The sequence below is a fragment of the Ruminococcus sp. NATIVEDY161 genome (assembly GCF_045819895.1).
Taxonomy (GTDB): domain Bacteria; phylum Bacillota; class Clostridia; order Oscillospirales; family Acutalibacteraceae; genus Ruminococcoides.
The window spans coordinates 1,368,561-1,385,212 of the sequence record NZ_CP162392.1; the positions used below are offsets into that span (position 1 = coordinate 1,368,561).

Genomic DNA, 16,652 nt, shown 5'->3' on the forward strand with positions numbered 1-16,652 from the left:
TCAATCTTGTCTCGACTTATAGTTTCGGTGAAATCTTACGTTGGCAAATTCTTCTTTATACGTTTGATGTTATTCAAACTGTTCTCGACTTATAATTTTCAGCAAGTCTCCGCTATCCTAATAACATCCTCCAAACCGTTCGCTATGTCGAACAGCAGGGGCTTAATCTCCTCTGTCGGTTGGTCGAGGTCGGGAACCATCACCGTTTTACAACCTGCCGCGTTTGCCGAGCGAATTCCGTTTGGCGAATCCTCGAGCGCTATGCAGTCCTTCGGCGCAAGCTTCAGCTTTTCCGCGGCATACAAATATATATCGGGCGCAGGCTTGCCGTGCTCTACCATCCTCGCACTGCAAACCTCGTCAAAACACTCTAACAATCCCACCATATCAAGGTATTTCTTTGCTCTGTCGACCGGAGTAGCGGTTGCCAGGGCTGTTTTTATGCCTTTTTCCTTTAAATAGCGCAAAAGCGTTTCCGCTCCGGACTTAGCTTCAATTCCGTTTTTCTCGACAAAGCTGTCCATCAGCTCGACGCGCTTATTACGAACCTTGTCATAGTCGAAATCTTCTCCGAAAAATCCCTGCAAGCGTTTAATCGCATACGGTCTTGCCATTGAGCGGATACTCAGCGCGTGAAACTTTTGCATGGGATAGCCGTAAAAATTGCCTGCCTCGCACCAAAAGCGCACATACAGCTTTTCGCTGTCGAGAATTACGCCGTCCATATCTGAAATTACACCTTTAATCATCTTCCCTGCTCCTTTTATTATAATTAACGAGAAAAATTCCAAGTGAAATCAGCGCTAAAGCCAAAAATGTTTCTATCCTCAAAATGTCCTCGCGGAGAACTACTCCCGACAAAACCGTACCGAACACCGGAACGAGCAAATTGAAAACCGAGATTTTGCCTGCCGGATGATACTTCAACAGCGCTGTCCAAATCGTGAACGCCGCCGCCGAGACAAACGCGAGCCAGAGCAAAATCAGAACTCCGTTTCCTTTCGCAAGGTTCAGTCCGCCGCCCATTATCAGTCCTGCGGCGAGCAAAACGAGCGACCCTGCGATAAGCTGAAACGCCGTGAGCCTTACGGGGTCAACTTTTCCTGCGGATTTTTTCGCAATGATATTTCCAAACGCCGCGCAGACGGTCGAGCAGAAAATCATCACGTCACCGAAAAGCGTTCCTCCCCCGCCGAAGCCGAAGTTATTGATTGCCAAAACTCCTGCAAAGCCGAGCGCACAGCCCAAAATTTTTACAACCGTAATCTTCTCCTTAAAGAACAGCGCCGCTAAGCCTACAGTTATAAACGACGCGCAGGCGGTGATTATCGAGGTCGACGTGCCGCTGGTGAAACCGATACCTATATATGTAAATAGATACTGCGCCGCTGTCTGGACAAGCCCCAGTTTTATGACCGGCAACAGCTCGTCCTTTTTGATAAGCGTCATCCTGCGTTCTTTGAAGCAGCAGAAAATATACACCATTATTCCGGCTATCAAAAACCGTGCTCCGGCAAAGACGAGCTTTGTTCCGATGTCGCCGTCCGCCACCTCAAACTCGGCGTAGCCGAGCTTTATAAACGGAAAAGCCGTGCCCCACAGCAATGTACAGAACACCGCGGCAACATAGGCAAATATTCTGTTTTTCAGCAGCTTTTCTATCATAAAAATCCTTCTCTAATTACAACTTATACATATAATAACACAAACCGCAAACACATTTCAATATAATTTTATTCTCCGAAAACTTTGTTATAAAATTGTCAAATCTACATAATGCACGAAGAAAACCGAATTTTTATATAAATAAATCGTCACGGCCACGCACACAAAAATCCGGTTACATACTTGAAATAATTTACCAAAATGTTATAATTATAATGAATGAATTTGCGGCATTTTTACGCAAATAATTTAGAAAGGAAGTTTTGAAATAAAAAAGAGATTTATCTCTGTACTCCTGTGCATTGCTCTTTTGGCTACGATGACAGCGTTTACAATTCCCGCAAACGCCGCTGCCGATGAGGGCGAAGCCGCAGGGTACAACAGAACCTCGCCGCTTGACGGCGCTGACGACTTTACATGGGACAACGCTTCCGTGTATTTCCTACTCACCGACCGTTTCTACAACGGAAACACTTCAAACGACCATTCCTACGGCAGAGCTACCGACTCGAGCGGTAAGGCAATTTCCGGCTGGAACACCAACCCCGGTACGTTCCACGGCGGCGACTTTGCCGGAATTACAAAGAAGATTAACGAGGGTTACTTTGACAACCTCGGCGTAAGCGCCATCTGGATTTCCGCTCCTTACGAGCAGATTCACGGCTACGTTACCCCAGGCGAAGGACAGGATTTTGCCCACTATTCATACCACGGCTACTATGTTCTTGACTACACCGAGACCGACGCCAACTTCGGTACAAAGGCTGAGTTCAAGACAATGGTAGACACCGCGCATCAGCACGGCATCCGCGTTGTTATGGATATCGTTATGAACCACGCCGGCTACAACACAATCAAGGATATGCTCCAGTACAACTTCGGTACCTTTAAGGACAAATCCGCGGCTCAGTCATATCTTTACAAGATTACCGGTGTTAACGGCCTGCACGACTATATCAACTACGATGAATCCGCCTCCGACTGGGGCAGATGGTGGGGCTCAGGCTGGGTTAGAAGCGGCCTTCCCGGATATTCAACGGGCGGCGGCGGAGACATCGAGATGTGCCTTGCCGGACTTCCCGACTTTAAGACGGAGTCCACAAGCCCTGTTTCGATTCCCACCTTCCTCAAAACCAAGTGGCAGGGCGAGGGCACTTACAAAACAAAGCTCAGCAAATACGGCAGCTCCGACACCGTATCTAACTACCTTGTAAAGTGGCTTTCCGAGTGGGTTTCAACCTACGGCGTTGACGGCTTCCGCTGCGACACTGCAAAGCACGTTGAAGACGCTTCTTGGAAGAAGCTTAAGACAAGCTGCGTATCGGCTCTTAAGACCTGGCGTCAGAACAATCCCAACAGCCCGGGAGCTAACTGGGACGAGGACTTCTGGATGACCGGAGAGGCATGGGGACACGGCCTAGGCTACAGCCACTACTACAGCGACGGCGGCTTTGACTCTATGATTAACTTCTCGTTCTCAGGCTCGGGTGTTAACGGAGTTGAGGGCATAAACGGAATTTACCAGAACTACGCGTCAACAATCAACAATCAGAAGGGCTTTAACGCTCTTACATACATCTCCTCGCACGACTCTAACCTCGCGAGAAGCAACCTGATTTATCAGGGCTCGGCGTTCCAGCTTATGCCCGGCGCGATTCAGATTTTCTACGGCGATGAGAGCAACCGTCCGCTTGTTCCTGGTATGAACTTTGACGGCAACGGCGGCAGCGGTCATTCGCTGAGAAGTGATATGAACTGGAGATCGCTCGACTCAAAAACACTTGCCCACTGGCAAAAGGTCGGCAAGTTCAGAAGCAACCACGTTGCGGTAGGCGCAGGCGACCATCAGCAGATTACCGCCTACAACTCCTCAACCGGATATACATTCTCGAGAAGCTACGACGACGGTATGACCTCGGACGGCGTTATCTGCACAATCGGCGCTCCGGCTAACAAGTCTATTGCCGTTGACGTTTCATCAATCTGGCAGAACGGCAAGACCGTTACAAACGCTTACGACGGCACAACGGCTGTTGTAACTAACGGCAAGGCTACCTTTAATTCAGGAGCTAACGGCACAATCCTTATTGAAGGTCCTATGCTCACAATCAGCATGAGCCTTAAGGGCGACTACTCCTTCTACGATTCAGAGGAAGTTACCGTTTCTCTCCGCGGCGCTGACTACGCTATGGTTTCCGTAAACGGCGGAACGGCGTTCAGGGTTGTTGACGGACAGAAATTCTCTATCGGCGACGGAATTGACCTCGGCGAGGTATTTACGGTAACTATGACCGCGACAAACTCAACCGAAACAATCACAAAACCGTTTAACTTCAAGAGAAAAGACCCCAATGCGGTAGTAAAAATTTACTTTGACAACACAAAGTACAAATGGAGCCCCGTTACGGCGTATGTTTACACCGAGGATTCATCCGGCAATGTTGTCAGCAACGCTGACTGGCCGGGCGTAAATATGGATTACGACAAGAGCACAGGCTTTTATGTATATGAACTGCCCGACAATCTCGAAAACGGACTGGTAATCTTCAGCAGCAACGGCAACAATCAATACCCCGGCGCACAGCAAAAAGGTCTTGAGATTCAGGAGACAAACAAGCTCTTCTCTTACGGAGAAAAATGGACGGATTACAACGGAGAAACAGCCGATCCCGACCAGACAGATCCGCCGGCTGACACCTACAACGTTTACTTTGACAACAGCAGTAACAACTTCTCCAATCCCTACATCTATTATTGGCGTTCAAAGACCGATAACGGTGAGGACACATGGCCGGGTATTCCGATGAAGAAATACAAGGACAATGTTTACATGGCCACCATCCCCACCGATCACGATATGTGTATCTTCAGCGATAACGGCGGCAACCAGACATTTAACCAAACCATTCCCGGCGCGGATTACATCTACCGCAACGGCGCTTGGGAAAAATACTCCGACGCTGAGGTTACTCCGACTCAGCCCTCAACAAGCGACGATAAGGACAAGGTTCTTGTAGGCGACGTTAACTTTGACGGCATTGTTTCCGTAGCTGACGCTACCGTAGTTCAGAGATGCGCAGCCGAGCTGACTACCTTTAACGCAAAGGAAAAACTTGCAGGCGACTGCAACGGCGACAAAATTATCTCCGTAGCCGACGCTACGCTGATTCAGAAATACGCCGCTGAGTTCAACGAGGACTTAAAGCTCACAGGCACATACGTAAACGCTTAAACTTAATAGCATAAGCTTAAGGCTAACCTTTTAATCAGAGGTTAGCCTTTGTCTTATTTAAATTAACTTTTCGAGGTCAGGGAAAACGCTTAGTGTGCGTTTTAAAATCCCCTGCATATGGGCGATGGTTATGCCGTAGTTTGTGAACGGCACGGCGCTGTCCTCTGCGAATTTGCGGCGGTACTGAACCTCTTTTTCGTTTAGCATACAGCCGCCGCAGTGGATTATCAGCTTGTAGGGCGACAAATCCTCGGGGAAGCCCTTGCCCGACGCGGTTTCTATTATAATGTCCTTTTGCGTGCGCTGCTTGAGCCAGCGAGGAATTTTTACCGTGCCGATGTCGTCGCACTGGCGGTGGTGGGTGCAGCCCTCGGCGATTAATACCTTGTCGCCGTCCTGCAGGCGGTCAATCGCCGCCGCGCCTTTTACCGCGGTTTCGAGAAAGCCCTTGTACCGCGCCATTAAAATTGAAAACGAGGTCAGGCGGATGTCGTCGGGAACGATATCCTTTACCTTATGGAACACCTGGCTGTCGGTTATCACAAGCGACGGCTTTGTTCCGAGACTTTTGAGAGTTGCTTCGAGCTCGGTATCGCGCACCATTAAGGCTGTTGCGCCTGTGTCGAGCAGGTCGCGGATCGTCTGCTGCTGCGGCAAGATAAGCCTGCCCTTTGGAGCGGCGGTGTCGATTGGAATTACCAAAACCGTAAGGTCGCCTTCGTTTACCAAGTCTGAGCAAATCACGCGCGTGTTCTCGGTTTTTCCGAGGCGCGCGATTGTCTCTTTTAAAAGGTTTATATTAATATTTTCGACCGCGCTGACAGAAATTCCGTCGGCATAGGTTTTGTCCGTCAAATCGCACTTGTTGTAGGCGATGACAAAGGGGATTTGCTTTGACTTAAACAGGTTGATAAGCTCATCGTCTGCGGCGGTTTTGCCGACTGTGCCGTCAACTATCAAAACCGCGACGTCAACGCGGTTTAGCACCTGCTTTGTGCGCTTAACGCGCTGTTCACCGAGTGCTCCTTCGTCGTCAAAGCCGGGCGTGTCGATTATCACGACAGGGCCCATGGGAAGGAGCTCCATTGTCTTTGTCACGGGGTCGGTGGTTGTGCCCTTTACGTCGGACACAACCGAGATTTGCTGGTTTGTCACGGCGTTTACAACGCTCGATTTGCCGGCGTTGCGCCTGCCGAAAAAGCCGATGTGTATCCGCTCGGATACCGGCGTTGAGTTAAGGCTCATATTAAACTCCACAAATATACATATATATCAGAAACGGAAGTCTCGCTTGCCGTCCTTTTTAATCTCCTCAATGTAGTTCTTTGCGATGTTTCGAACCTTCTCCTTGGGAATGTTGAGGAGTTCTTTTTCTATAATCTTCTCGCCGATTTCGCGCGTTTCGGGGCTTGCGTAGTCCATGAGGTACTCCTCGAGAGTCATAAGCGCGTTGGGGTGGCAGCAGTTTTGGATTTGTCCGCTCTTGCACAGCGCCATGAAGCGGTCGCCTGTTCTGCCCTCACGGTAGCAGGCGGTGCAGAACGACGGAATATAGCCGAGCTCCATAAGCCACCTTACTACCTCGTCGAGGGTACGGCGGTCGGAGACGTCGAACTGGGCGGAGTTTTCTTCCTCGTCCTCCTCCTCAACATAGCCGCCCACGCTGGTGCGCGAGCCGCCGCTGATTTGCGAAATTCCGAGGCGGAGAGCCTTTTCGCGGACGCTCTTGGACTCTCTGGTGGAGATAATCATACCCGTGTACGGCACGGCGATGCGGATAATCGCGATGATTTTAGCGAAGGTTTCATCGTCAATTCCGTTGTCAAACTCGTCGGGGTCAATGTCGTCAGCCGCCTTGATTCTCGGCACGCTGATTGTGTGAGGGCCTACGCCGTGAACCGCCTCGAGGTGCTCTGCGTGCATGAGAAGTCCTGCGAGCTCGTAGCGGTAAAGCTCAAGTCCGAAGAGTACGCCCAAGCCTACGTCGTCAATGCCGCCCTCCATAGCGCGATCCATCGCCTCGGTGTGGTAATCGTAGTTGTGCTTCGGGCCTGTGGGGTGAAGCTCCTCGTAGCTCTTTTTGTTGTAGGTCTCCTGGAAGAGGATGTATGTGCCGATTCCTGCGTCGTGGAGCTTTTTGTAGTTCTCGACGGTGGTGGCGGCGATGTTTACGTTAACGCGGCGGATTGCGCCGTTTTTATGCTTGATTGAGTAGATGGTGTCAATGCACTCGAGGATGTACTCAATCGGATTGTTGACCGGATCCTCGCCTGCCTCAATCGCAAGGCGCTTATGTCCCATATCCTGAAGCGCGATAACCTCAGCCTTAACCTCCTCCTGAGTCAGCTTTTTGCGGCAGATGTGCTTGTTCTTAAGGTGGTAGGGGCAGTAAACGCAGCCGTTTACGCAGTAGTTTGAGAGGTAGAGAGGCGCGAACATTACAATACGGTCGCCGTAAAAGTCCTTTTTAATCTGCTCGGCAAGGGCGTAAATTTCCTTGATTTTTTCCTCGTTTTCGCAGGCGAGCAGCACGCTTGCCTCGCGGTGGGTAATGCCCTTTCTGAGCTTTGCCTTTTCGATAATTTCATCAATAAGGGCGAGGTTATCCTTGTTTTCGTCGGCGTATTTTAATGAGTCGAGGATTTCGCCGTCGTTAATAAATTCCTCTGCCTTTAGTGATTTTGGATTGTAGATTGCCATTTTTATTCTCCTTATATGCTTGATTATTTATAGTCGCCGCGGTCGGTGACGATGTTATAGCCGATTGATTTCATTCTCAGTGACAGACAGCGAATACACTCCGCCGCCTCGTCTCCGGTGCAGATTTTGTTGTCGTAGAGCGAGTAGTCCGCCCTGTGCTCCGAGGGCGAGAGGTTCGGCATTACGACGTTTGCGCCGTGCAAAATTCCGAGCTCTCTGCCGTTGTGGGCGATTGTGCCGAGGGCGGTTGTCGCCGGCAGCAAAATTTTTGGGTTCATAAGCCGAATGAGTGAGAGCAAGGTCAGCGTTAATCGCAAGCTGCCCTGAGGCTTGTCGGCAAACTGTGTGTCGTGGTGCGGAACAAACGGCCCTATTCCACACATTTGCGGTTTAAGCTCGCCTATAAACAGCAGGTCGTTTGCCAAATCCTCATACGTCTGGAACGGTGAGCCGACCATAAAGCCGGCGCCGGTCTGAAAGCCTATTTCCTTTAACTCATAGAGCGATTTAATGCGGTTTTCGTAGCTCATTTCGGGCGGATGAAGCTTTTTATAGTGTCCGGGATTTGCGGTTTCGTGCCGCAGAAGGTATCTGTCCGCGCCTGCTTCAAAAAGTTTTTTAAAGCTCTCTTTTCCGCGTTCACCGAGGGAGAGTGTTACCGCGCAGTCGGGGTAATTTTTCTTTATCTCTCTGACGATTTTGCACATCCGCTCGTCGGTGTAGTACGGGTCGTCGCCGCCCTGCAAAACAAAGGTTCTGAACCCGAGGGCATAGCCTGTCTTGCAGCAGTCCAAAATTTGTTCCTCGCTCAGGCGGTAACGCACGGCGTTTTTGTTTGAGCGGCGGATTCCGCAGTAATAGCAGTCGTTTTTGCAGTAACTTGACAGCTCGATAAGTCCGCGGATATATATGCTCTTGCCAAAGCTTTGAAGCGCGGTTTTCTGCGCCTTTTTGCGCAGAACTTCAAGCTCGTCGTCGGTTATATTTTCGAGCAAAAACGTGAGCTCCTCTTTTGAGGCGGTTTTTTGCTTTTCGATTTTTTCTATTATGCCTGTTACTTCCATATTACACTTTTGAATACGCCGTTTTGGCGGTTGCGCCTTCAAGCCTGCCAAGCTTGCCTGAGACGTTGTTTATAATGTTTACGGGAGCGTCGATTACAACGCTGATGATGTTGATATTCTTCTCTCTGTAGGGTATGCCCATTCTGCCGATGATGTATTCGGACGCGGAGTGGAGAATTTCGTTTATTTCGTTTACGCACTGAGGTTGTTCAACGATTATGCTGATTACCGCAACGCGGTTTTCGGTTGTGTTTTCCATAGTTATCTTTCCTATTTTAAAAGTAAAAGCGGCGCCAAAATGACGCCGCAAAATAAACACAGTAAGGGCATTAGCCCTTTTTGATGTTATCTTCGGAGTCAAGTCAAATGAGTTTCCTCGTCAGGAACAGATTATTTAATTTAGAACGAGCCGCTACTGCCGTGAGAGGAGCTTCCGCCCGAGGATGAATTGTTAGATGAAGATTGGATGGTAGTGTAGGTAGTGTGCTTGCTCACAAACACGTCCTGACTGTCAAGCAAAGTTATCTGACTGTTTTTGTTGAGGTCGTATGTGCCGCTCTTGCCGTTGTACTTATATCTTCCGACATTGACAGCGACAAAGATAATCGCGATAATAACGCCCGCGATTCCGCCGATCCAGCCGAACTTTTTGAGCGACTGAAGGATTTTCGGCTCGTTGCTCTTTTCGGTTGGAGTTTGAACGACGTTGTTATATGTGCCGTTGCCCGAAACGCCTGCGGTTACATACTCCTGAACCTTGGCGACATAAAGCTTTGCCGCCTGGTAGTTATCGCCTGAGTTAAGGGCGGGCTTAAGCGTAGACTTAAGCGCGTCCATACGCGCGTCGTCAAAGTACTTTTCCGCCTTGCCGTAGGTGAGAATCACCCTGTTATTTGACTTGGTGTCAAACACGAGCATTACGCCGTCAGGCTGATATTTAGAGTCGGAATCGTGATACTTATTATAATAGGTATCCATCTCCGACGAATCAATGTTCTTGTCGTCGGTGTGGACGGCCACCTGAAAGCCTGCCTGCTTGCCTGCGGCTTCGGCCGAGGTGCAGAGGTCTGCAAACTGTTCGGATGTAAAAATGTTTGAGTCGTCGGTAACGGCGTAATTAATTGAATAGCTGTTCTGAGCGAATACCGGCATAACCGATATTGTCAGAATCATCACAACGCAGATAACCGCCGAAAACCGTTTGGAAAGCTGTTTAATCATAAGAACAACATACCTCCCAACGTAGCTAATGCAAATATTATCACAGCGATAACCGCCGCGATACCGATTACCTTGCCAAGAGCGATAGGAAGCTTGCCGTAGGTTTTGCCTGTCTGGCCGTTGATGGCGAAGGGCAAAAGCTGTCCGTTAAACTTGTAGGTGACAATCCATACGGGCAAAAGGGTGTAGCGCCAATCCTGCTTAAAGGTCTCGTCGTTATAATCTTCTATCGAAATGCCCGAGTAGCCGTTCATTGTGTTTTTTAGCAAAGTTGTCGCGTACTCGTCCATTCGCTGAGCGATAACGGCGGTCAAATCCTGCTTTTCAATATCCCTTTTCTCAGCCTGAAAGCCCGAAAGGTAGCTCATTGCAAACGGTCTTTGCTTGCTTAAATCAAAGGGGTGAACGCAGGAGAGCATTTCCTGCTTTGTCTTTTGCGACACCTTGATGTCCGCCTTAACGCTGTTTTCCTCGGTAATTTTGAGGGCGTTTTCGGCAACATTCTGAATTAAAATATCGCCGGTTCTGTAAAGGCGGTAGGTGCTGGTCTCGGTATATCTGCGGTTGCCGGACGTCCATGTTCTCTCGGTCTGGCCGGTGGCGGTTACGCTTGAGCGCATTTGCTCGTCAACGTACCAATAGGGGAAGTAAACGCCCTGCATTTTTTCAAACTGTTTGGACGACGTAAAGCCCTTCGGCAAAAACCACTTCTTTTTGCACATATTCAAAAAGACGTCGGTTGCCTTCTTTTTGTCGATTGCAAAGGGGATAACGGTGTCGGGCTTGAACTCACCCGAAAGTCTGCCGCCCAAAACAACCGGGTTTTGACAGTATACGCAGTGGGTAGCCGCTGTTGAGGCTGTGGTGATAATCTCGGCACCGCAGCTGGGGCAGGAGTAGGACACCGGATAATCGTCGCCCTCAAAGCCCTGCTTCTCGGCCTCTGCCTTTTGCTTGGCGGCGTACTCTACGTCGCGCTCGTCCTTGGTAGTCTGCTGTTCACGCTCGGAGTAACGCTGCTGAACCTCCTGCTCGGTAAAGTCAGAGAAGCAGTACTCGCAGCTGAACATCTGTTTTTCGGGATTAAACTGCAGCGGTCCGCCGCATTTTGGACATTTATAATTTAATGTAGCCATAATATTCTCCGTTGGAGAGCTAAATTCGCTGTCGCGAGCTAAATTACAGCTCTCGCCGTAGCTAAATTTGCTCCGCAAGCTATTATATAAACCAGCTATTGAGCGAAGTGAAATAATTTAGCTGTTTCCGCAAGGAAACAATTTAGCTGCCGCAACGCGGCAATTTAGCTCATTAGCTCAATTACTCTGCTTTTGTTCCGCACTCAGGGCAGAATTTTGTTGTGGGTGAAAGCTCCGCGCCGCAGTTTGTGCAGAAGCGCTTTTTGGGAGCTTCGGGCTTAGCCTTGCCGCACTCTGAGCAGAACTTGCCCTGATTAACAGCACCACATTCGCATGTCCAGCCGCCCTGTGCAGGAGCCGCCTGCTGAGGAGCCTGCTGCTGAGGTTGGGGCTGTTGCTGCTGAGGCTGAGCGTACTGCTGCTGGTTGCCGTACTGGGGATTTTGCATATAGTTGCCCATTACGCCTGCGCCCATGTTCTGAGCCATGTTCATACCCATAAAGCCGATAGCCGCGCCGCCGGGGTTGTTGCCAGCGCCGCTGATACCTTCTCCGACGCTCTTTGCCATGTATGCCTGCTGGTTTGCGGCGTCCTTGAGGTAGCTGACCTGAGAAGCCATCTTGCTGCGCTCGGTAACAATCTTCTGGCTTTCTTCGTCGTAAGCCGGGGGCTGCATACCTACAGAGGTAACCTGGAAGCCTCTGAGCTGGTTCCAGTCCTCGTCAAGGGCGTCAGCCATGTACTTGCCCATTTCCTTTGTCTTTGAAGCGATGTGACTTACGCGGAAGCCGTCTGCCGAATACTGGTTAAACGCAGTGCCGAGCTCTGACACGAACTCGTCATTAAACTGCTGGATAGCAGGCATTGCGAAGGTAAATTTTTGGTTGTTGGTGATAACCTCTCTCGGGATTACCTCCATATAGAACTTGAACGGGTCGGTGATTTTGATTGAGTATGTACCGTGCAGACGCATAAACAGCTCTGACTCGTAGAAGTTGTCGAAATACTGAACGGGGTTCTGTGTGCCAAACTTAATTCCTCTGATTTCCTGCAGGTTGAGGAAGAAAACTCTCTGCGAGGTTGAGGAAATTCCGCCGTACTTGATACGGCTGAAGCTCTCCTTGATGGAGTCGCCAAACTGGCCGTTAAAGAGTGAGGGAAGCGCGCTGTTGTCAACCTTGTAGTAACCGGCTGTTGCGGTGTAGTCAACAATTTTGCCGCCGTCAACCAAAATCATAAACTGGTTGTCGAGAACATGAATGATTGAACCGTTTGAAACGAGGTTTTCGCCGCCCTTTTTGTTCTGGCTTCTGCCCTTTTGGTCAACCGCCTGGCCGGGAACAATAACGTCGTTATTGCCCATCGGGGCGGATTCGATGACTTCAAGCCATGTATCGGCAAGAGCGCCTGTTACCGCGTTTATCGCAGCCTTAATAATACCCATAATAAAAACTCCTTTATTGGTTATTTGAGGGTTATGCTTCCCCTCTATTATTTACAATATTATAATAATATATTGCAAGTAAAATTGCAATGATTTTTACAAATTTTGTATACCGTTAAAATCAATACGGTTTGCTTGTTACCTTTTCCTCTTTGACGTACTCAAAGCTCCACGAACGGACGTTGATTTCGCGGATACCCGTTCCGCAGTACTCGCAGAACTTGTTACCGAGGTTTGTTATGGGAGCGCCGCAGTTGGGGCAGTTTATGCCGAGAGCGGTGGCGTTGTAGCTTGACATCTTCGCAACATCCTGAGCGTAAACAAGCGCAACGTCATAAACCGTCTGGCGTTTTTTCTCCTCAGAGCCCGAGACAATCTTGCCCTGCTCGTTCCGCGTAACATCATAATGACCTACCGAGGTATTAAAGAGGATAGTGACGGTCTTGCCGTCCTTTTCGTATCTTGCGATTTCGGTCTGGTGGATTGTGACGTCGCTGATTTTGCGCGTCAGTTGATTTGCTTCAAGATTTCTGATAATGCCGAGCGTTGTGTTCTTCATCGAATCGGAGCAGTCGGAGGTAAGCTTTGAAACATCCCTCGCGGTAATCGCCGCGAAGTAGCTTTTGAGCACGCCCTCTACCCTGCCGACGAAAACCTCGTAGTCAAATTCGGGAAAATCCTTTTGAATTTGCGGCAGGTAAATATCCGTCATTCCGTGGATTGCGCGCGCGGACTCGGAAGATTTTTCAATCTCCTTTGCCGCCTTTACGATGTCGCTCGTGCCGAAGGCTTCCCGTGAAAAGCGGCGCACCTTGCCGCGGATATACAAAAATATGACGAGTATAACGACCGCCAAAATCGCGATAATCGCGAGCGGTACTATGAACGAATAAAGTGCGGATGACATATTATTCTCCTTGTTCGGTCTCGTTCACTGAGATTCCGAGAACATCGAGGCTCTCCTGGTCTACAGGCGACGGACAAGCCGACATGAGCTCGCTTGCGTTTTGAACCTTGGGGAAGGCGGTTACATCGCGGAGGTTATCAGCCCCACACATGAGCATTGTAATTCGGTCAAGGCCGATTCCCATTCCGCCGTGCGGCGGAGCGCCGTATTTGTAGGCTTCTACGAGGAAGCCGAACTTTGCTTCAATCTCCTCGTCGGTGAGCGTGAGCGCACGGAACATCTTTTGCTGAAGCTCGTAGTCTGTGATACGCATTGAACCGCTCGAGAGCTCTACGCCGTTGAGCGTGAGGTCGAACGCCTTGGCGATAACCTTCGACGGATCGGTGTCGAGGTACTGAATACACTCCTCCTTGGGCATTGTAAAGGGGTGGTGCATCGCAATCCACTCGCCTGTTTCCTCGTCCTTTTCAAAGAACGGGAAGTCAACAATCCAGAGGAATTTAAACTCATCGGGAATAATTTCGAGCCTTTTGGCGATTTTAAGTCTGAGCGCGCCGAGGGTTGAGAGCACCGTGCTGTTTTTATCGGCGACAATCAAAATTACGTCGCCTTTTTCAGCGCCGAGGCGCTCATAAATCGCGCCGAGCTCGTCCTCGGTCATAAACTTCTTAAACGAAGCGTTCGGCTCGTCTACCCAGCGCACATACGCAAGTCCCTTCGCACCGATTCCTCTGACGTACTCGGTGAGCTTGTCAATCTCTTTTCTGGTGTAGACCGAGGCGGCGTTTTTGGCGACAATCGCGCGTACCGAACCGCCGTTTTCAATCGCTGAGGTGAACACGCCGAAGCCGCAGTCCTTAACCAAATCCGAGATATCCTGAATTTTCATATCAAAGCGGATATCCGGCTTGTCTGAGCCGTAGTTTTCAACGGCTTCTTTGTATGTCATACGCTCAAAGGGAATTTTGAGCTCCTGACCTAAAACTTCCTTAAAAAGTCTTTTGAACAGGCCTTCGTTGATTTCGAGGATATCCTCTACATCAACAAACGAAAGCTCCATATCTATCTGTGTAAATTCGGGCTGACGGTCGGCGCGCAAGTCCTCGTCGCGGAAGCAGCGCGCAAGCTGAATGTAGCGGTCAAAGCCCGAAACCATAAGCAGCTGCTTGTAAATTTGCGGCGACTGCGGAAGCGCGTAGAACTTGCCGTTATGAATACGCGACGGCACAAGGTAGTCGCGGGCTCCTTCGGGGGTTGACTTAATCATCATCGGGGTTTCAATCTCGACAAAGCCGTTCTCGGCAAAGTAATCGCGCGCGGTTTTTGAGATTTTACTGCGTGTAATAAGGTTGTTGAGCAGCGGTCTGCGGCGCAAGTCGAGGTAACGGTACTTGAGCCTGAGTTCCTCGTTGGTGTTTGTGTTGTCGACAATCTCAAACGGAGGGGTCTGCGCCTTTGAGAGTACGCGGAGGTCGTCTACCGCAATCTCAATCTCTCCAGTGGGGATTTCCATATTTTTAGAGCTTCTCTCACAAACCTTGCCCTTTGCGGCGAGCACGAACTCGCTGCGGCAGGCAAAAGCCTTGTCGAAAACCTCCTTGTCAGTTTCGTCGTTGAACGCGAGCTGTACAATGCCTGTGCGGTCGCGCAAATCAATAAAAATAAGCTGTCCCAAATCGCGGCAGCGCTGAACCCAGCCGCATACGGTAACCTCTTTTCCGACGTCGGAAATTCTGAGGTCTCCGCAATAATTTGTACGCTTTAAGCCTGTCATATATTCTGCCATTTCCTGATTCCTCCAAAAAACACTTCTGTAATATGCAAAAGCATATTTACCGCAGGGTTCGGTCAAAACCAAACCCTACAGACAAATACATAAAACACAAAAAACTTAAATACTGAACGAGCTGTTGTCGGTGAGGTTGAGCACCGAGAACTTCTCGGCAAAGCTTTCGTCAAGCGCAAGCTCGGTCTGCTCACCTGTCTCCATATTCTTTACCTTAGCCTTGTTGTCACTGAGCTCGTTGTCGCCCAAAACGAGCGAATACTTCGCGCCGATTTTGTCGGCGTACTTCATCTGAGCGCGCAGACCTCTGCCAACAACGTCAGTCTCGGCAATCAGTCCGCACTCGCGCACGCGCCTTAACAGCTCGAACGCCTTGACCTTGGCGTCGTCGCCCATTGTGGCAATGTACAGCGCGCATTTATCGTCGTCGGGAATGGCAATTCCCTGAGCGTCCATAACCATCAAAAGTCGTTCGAGTCCCATCGCGAAGCCCAAGGACGGCATATGCTTTCCGCCGAGCTCCTCGATCAGTCCGTCGTAACGTCCGCCGCCGCAGACAGTGCCCTGAGCGCCGATGCAGTCGGTGACAAACTCAAAAACGGTCTTGGTGTAGTAGTCGAGTCCGCGGACGATTTTGGGATTTACGGTGTACTCGACGCCTGCGCTGTCGAGGTATCTTTTAACCTCGGAAAAGTGGTTTTCGCACTCCTCGCAGAGGTAGTCGGTAATCTTCGGCGCGTCCTTTGCAAGCTCCTGATCCTGAGGGCTTTTGCAGTCGAGCAGGCGCATGGGGTTCTTTTCAAGGCGCGAAAGGCAGGTGTCGCACAGCCTGTCCTTAAACTGACCGAAATACTCCCTTAAAGCCTGATTGTACTTTGCCCTGCACTCGGGGCAGCCGATTGAATTGAGCTCCAAATGAATTTGGTCGAGCCCGAGCCTGTCGAGCACCGACTGTGCCGCGCAGATCAATTCGGCGTCTGCCGCAGGTGACTGAGTGCCGTACTCCTCAAGTCCGAACTGGTGGAACTCCCTAAGTCTGCCTGCCTGCGGTTTTTCGTAGCGGTAGCAGGAGACAAAATAGCTCGCCTTAATGGGCAGGCCTTCGTTGTCAAGCGCGTGCTCAAGCACCGCCCTTGCCGCGCCTGCCGTACCCTCAGGACGGAGCGTTACGCTCTCGCCGCCCTTGGTGGTGAAGGTGTACATCTCCTTTTGAACAACGTCGGTTGTCTGTCCCACTCCGCGCGCGAAAAGCTCGGTGTGCTCAAACACCGGTGTGCGTATTTCCTTAAAGCCATACGCCTTGGATTCCTCGCGCATTATTTTTTCTATAAACTGCCAGCGGTAGCTTTGCTTCGGCAAAACATCCTCTGTGCCCTTGATTTTTTTCGTTATCAGTGCCATATATTCCTCCGTGTTGTTTTACTCAATTTACTCCATAAAAACAGCTTATATACACAATAATCGGGCAGCGTTACGCCACCCGATATTAAACAAAAT

At 50.0% G+C, this 16,652-nt stretch carries 13 protein-coding genes; 1 reads left to right on the forward strand and 12 read right to left on the reverse strand.

Translation table 11 applies throughout. The annotated features are described in order from the left end of the window. Window positions 1–98 precede the first annotated feature (98 nt). On the reverse strand, window positions 99–749 hold the full coding sequence (locus AB1I50_RS06540) for an HAD family hydrolase (RefSeq protein ID WP_407723241.1): 651 nt from the start codon (window positions 747–749) through the stop codon (window positions 99–101). Next, complete coding sequence (locus tag AB1I50_RS06545; RefSeq protein WP_407723242.1) at window positions 742–1,665, reverse strand: DMT family transporter; 924 nt, start codon at window positions 1,663–1,665, stop codon at window positions 742–744. Before AB1I50_RS06545 ends, AB1I50_RS06540 begins: the two co-directional genes overlap by 8 nt. 319 nt (window positions 1,666–1,984) lie before the next feature. Here AB1I50_RS06545 and AB1I50_RS06550 point away from each other — a divergent pair, with 319 nt between their 5' ends. After that, window positions 1,985–4,897 carry an alpha-amylase family glycosyl hydrolase gene (locus AB1I50_RS06550; protein WP_407725326.1) on the forward strand — a complete coding sequence of 971 codons (2,913 nt, stop codon included), beginning with the start codon at window positions 1,985–1,987 and terminating at the stop codon, window positions 4,895–4,897. A 57-nt stretch (window positions 4,898–4,954) separates the two neighbouring features. Here the strand turns inward: AB1I50_RS06550 and hydF are convergent, their stop codons facing one another. From hydF to hisS, 10 genes are all read right to left on the reverse strand, one after another. Beyond that, window positions 4,955–6,142, reverse strand: a complete 1,188-nt coding sequence (gene hydF / locus AB1I50_RS06555; protein WP_407723243.1) for a [FeFe] hydrogenase H-cluster maturation GTPase HydF — start codon at window positions 6,140–6,142, stop codon at window positions 4,955–4,957. 27 nt (window positions 6,143–6,169) lie between these two features. Then, the gene (hydG, locus tag AB1I50_RS06560; RefSeq protein WP_407723244.1) at window positions 6,170–7,597 is read right to left on the reverse strand and encodes a [FeFe] hydrogenase H-cluster radical SAM maturase HydG; all 1,428 of its coding nucleotides are present in this window, start codon (window positions 7,595–7,597) and stop codon (window positions 6,170–6,172) included. A 23-nt stretch (window positions 7,598–7,620) separates the two neighbouring features. Further along, window positions 7,621–8,661 carry a [FeFe] hydrogenase H-cluster radical SAM maturase HydE gene (gene hydE / locus AB1I50_RS06565; protein WP_407723245.1) on the reverse strand — a complete coding sequence of 347 codons (1,041 nt, stop codon included), beginning with the start codon at window positions 8,659–8,661 and terminating at the stop codon, window positions 7,621–7,623. 1 nt (window position 8,662) lies between these two features. Then, window positions 8,663–8,920 carry a TM1266 family iron-only hydrogenase system putative regulator gene (locus AB1I50_RS06570; protein ID WP_407723246.1) on the reverse strand — a complete coding sequence of 86 codons (258 nt, stop codon included), beginning with the start codon at window positions 8,918–8,920 and terminating at the stop codon, window positions 8,663–8,665. Window positions 8,921–9,060: 140 nt separating this feature from the next. Next, window positions 9,061–9,882: a TPM domain-containing protein gene (locus tag AB1I50_RS06575; RefSeq protein WP_407723247.1), complete on the reverse strand. Its 822-nt coding sequence runs from the start codon at window positions 9,880–9,882 to the stop codon at window positions 9,061–9,063. Next, window positions 9,879–11,018, reverse strand: a complete 1,140-nt coding sequence (locus AB1I50_RS06580) for a TFIIB-type zinc ribbon-containing protein (RefSeq protein ID WP_407723248.1) — start codon at window positions 11,016–11,018, stop codon at window positions 9,879–9,881. Before AB1I50_RS06580 ends, AB1I50_RS06575 begins: the two co-directional genes overlap by 4 nt. Window positions 11,019–11,199: 181 nt before the next feature. Then, window positions 11,200–12,462, reverse strand: coding sequence for an SPFH domain-containing protein (locus AB1I50_RS06585; RefSeq protein ID WP_407723249.1), 1,263 nt, complete (start codon window positions 12,460–12,462; stop codon window positions 11,200–11,202). A gap of 121 nt (window positions 12,463–12,583) precedes the next feature. Then, the gene (locus AB1I50_RS06590) at window positions 12,584–13,369 is read right to left on the reverse strand and encodes a TIM44-like domain-containing protein (RefSeq protein WP_407723250.1); all 786 of its coding nucleotides are present in this window, start codon (window positions 13,367–13,369) and stop codon (window positions 12,584–12,586) included. Window position 13,370: 1 nt separating this feature from the next. Then, window positions 13,371–15,155, reverse strand: a complete 1,785-nt coding sequence (gene aspS / locus AB1I50_RS06595; RefSeq protein WP_407723251.1) for an aspartate--tRNA ligase — start codon at window positions 15,153–15,155, stop codon at window positions 13,371–13,373. 105 nt (window positions 15,156–15,260) lie between these two features. After that, entirely contained in the window at window positions 15,261–16,556 is a 1,296-nt protein-coding gene (gene hisS, locus AB1I50_RS06600) for a histidine--tRNA ligase (protein WP_407723252.1), read from the reverse strand. Window positions 16,557–16,652 lie beyond the last annotated feature (96 nt).

Excerpts from the sequence above, each read along its gene's own strand:
- AB1I50_RS06585 (WP_407723249.1), bottom strand. The coding sequence starts at position 12,462 with ATGGGTATTATTAAGGCTGCGATAAACGCGGTAACAGGCGCTCTTGCC.
- AB1I50_RS06570 (WP_407723246.1), bottom strand. The coding sequence starts at position 8,920 with ATGGAAAACACAACCGAAAACCGCGTTGCGGTAATCAGCATAATCGTT.
- hisS (WP_407723252.1), bottom strand. The coding sequence starts at position 16,556 with ATGGCACTGATAACGAAAAAAATCAAGGGCACAGAGGATGTTTTGCCG.
- aspS (WP_407723251.1), bottom strand. The coding sequence starts at position 15,155 with ATGGCAGAATATATGACAGGCTTAAAGCGTACAAATTATTGCGGAGAC.
- AB1I50_RS06580 (WP_407723248.1), bottom strand. The coding sequence starts at position 11,018 with ATGGCTACATTAAATTATAAATGTCCAAAATGCGGCGGACCGCTGCAG.
- AB1I50_RS06550 (WP_407725326.1), top strand. The coding sequence starts at position 1,985 with ATGACAGCGTTTACAATTCCCGCAAACGCCGCTGCCGATGAGGGCGAA.
- AB1I50_RS06575 (WP_407723247.1), bottom strand. The coding sequence starts at position 9,882 with ATGATTAAACAGCTTTCCAAACGGTTTTCGGCGGTTATCTGCGTTGTG.
- AB1I50_RS06545 (WP_407723242.1), bottom strand. The coding sequence starts at position 1,665 with ATGATAGAAAAGCTGCTGAAAAACAGAATATTTGCCTATGTTGCCGCG.
- hydF (WP_407723243.1), bottom strand. The coding sequence starts at position 6,142 with ATGAGCCTTAACTCAACGCCGGTATCCGAGCGGATACACATCGGCTTT.
- hydG (WP_407723244.1), bottom strand. The coding sequence starts at position 7,597 with ATGGCAATCTACAATCCAAAATCACTAAAGGCAGAGGAATTTATTAAC.
- hydE (WP_407723245.1), bottom strand. The coding sequence starts at position 8,661 with ATGGAAGTAACAGGCATAATAGAAAAAATCGAAAAGCAAAAAACCGCC.
- AB1I50_RS06540 (WP_407723241.1), bottom strand. The coding sequence starts at position 749 with ATGATTAAAGGTGTAATTTCAGATATGGACGGCGTAATTCTCGACAGC.
- AB1I50_RS06590 (WP_407723250.1), bottom strand. The coding sequence starts at position 13,369 with ATGTCATCCGCACTTTATTCGTTCATAGTACCGCTCGCGATTATCGCG.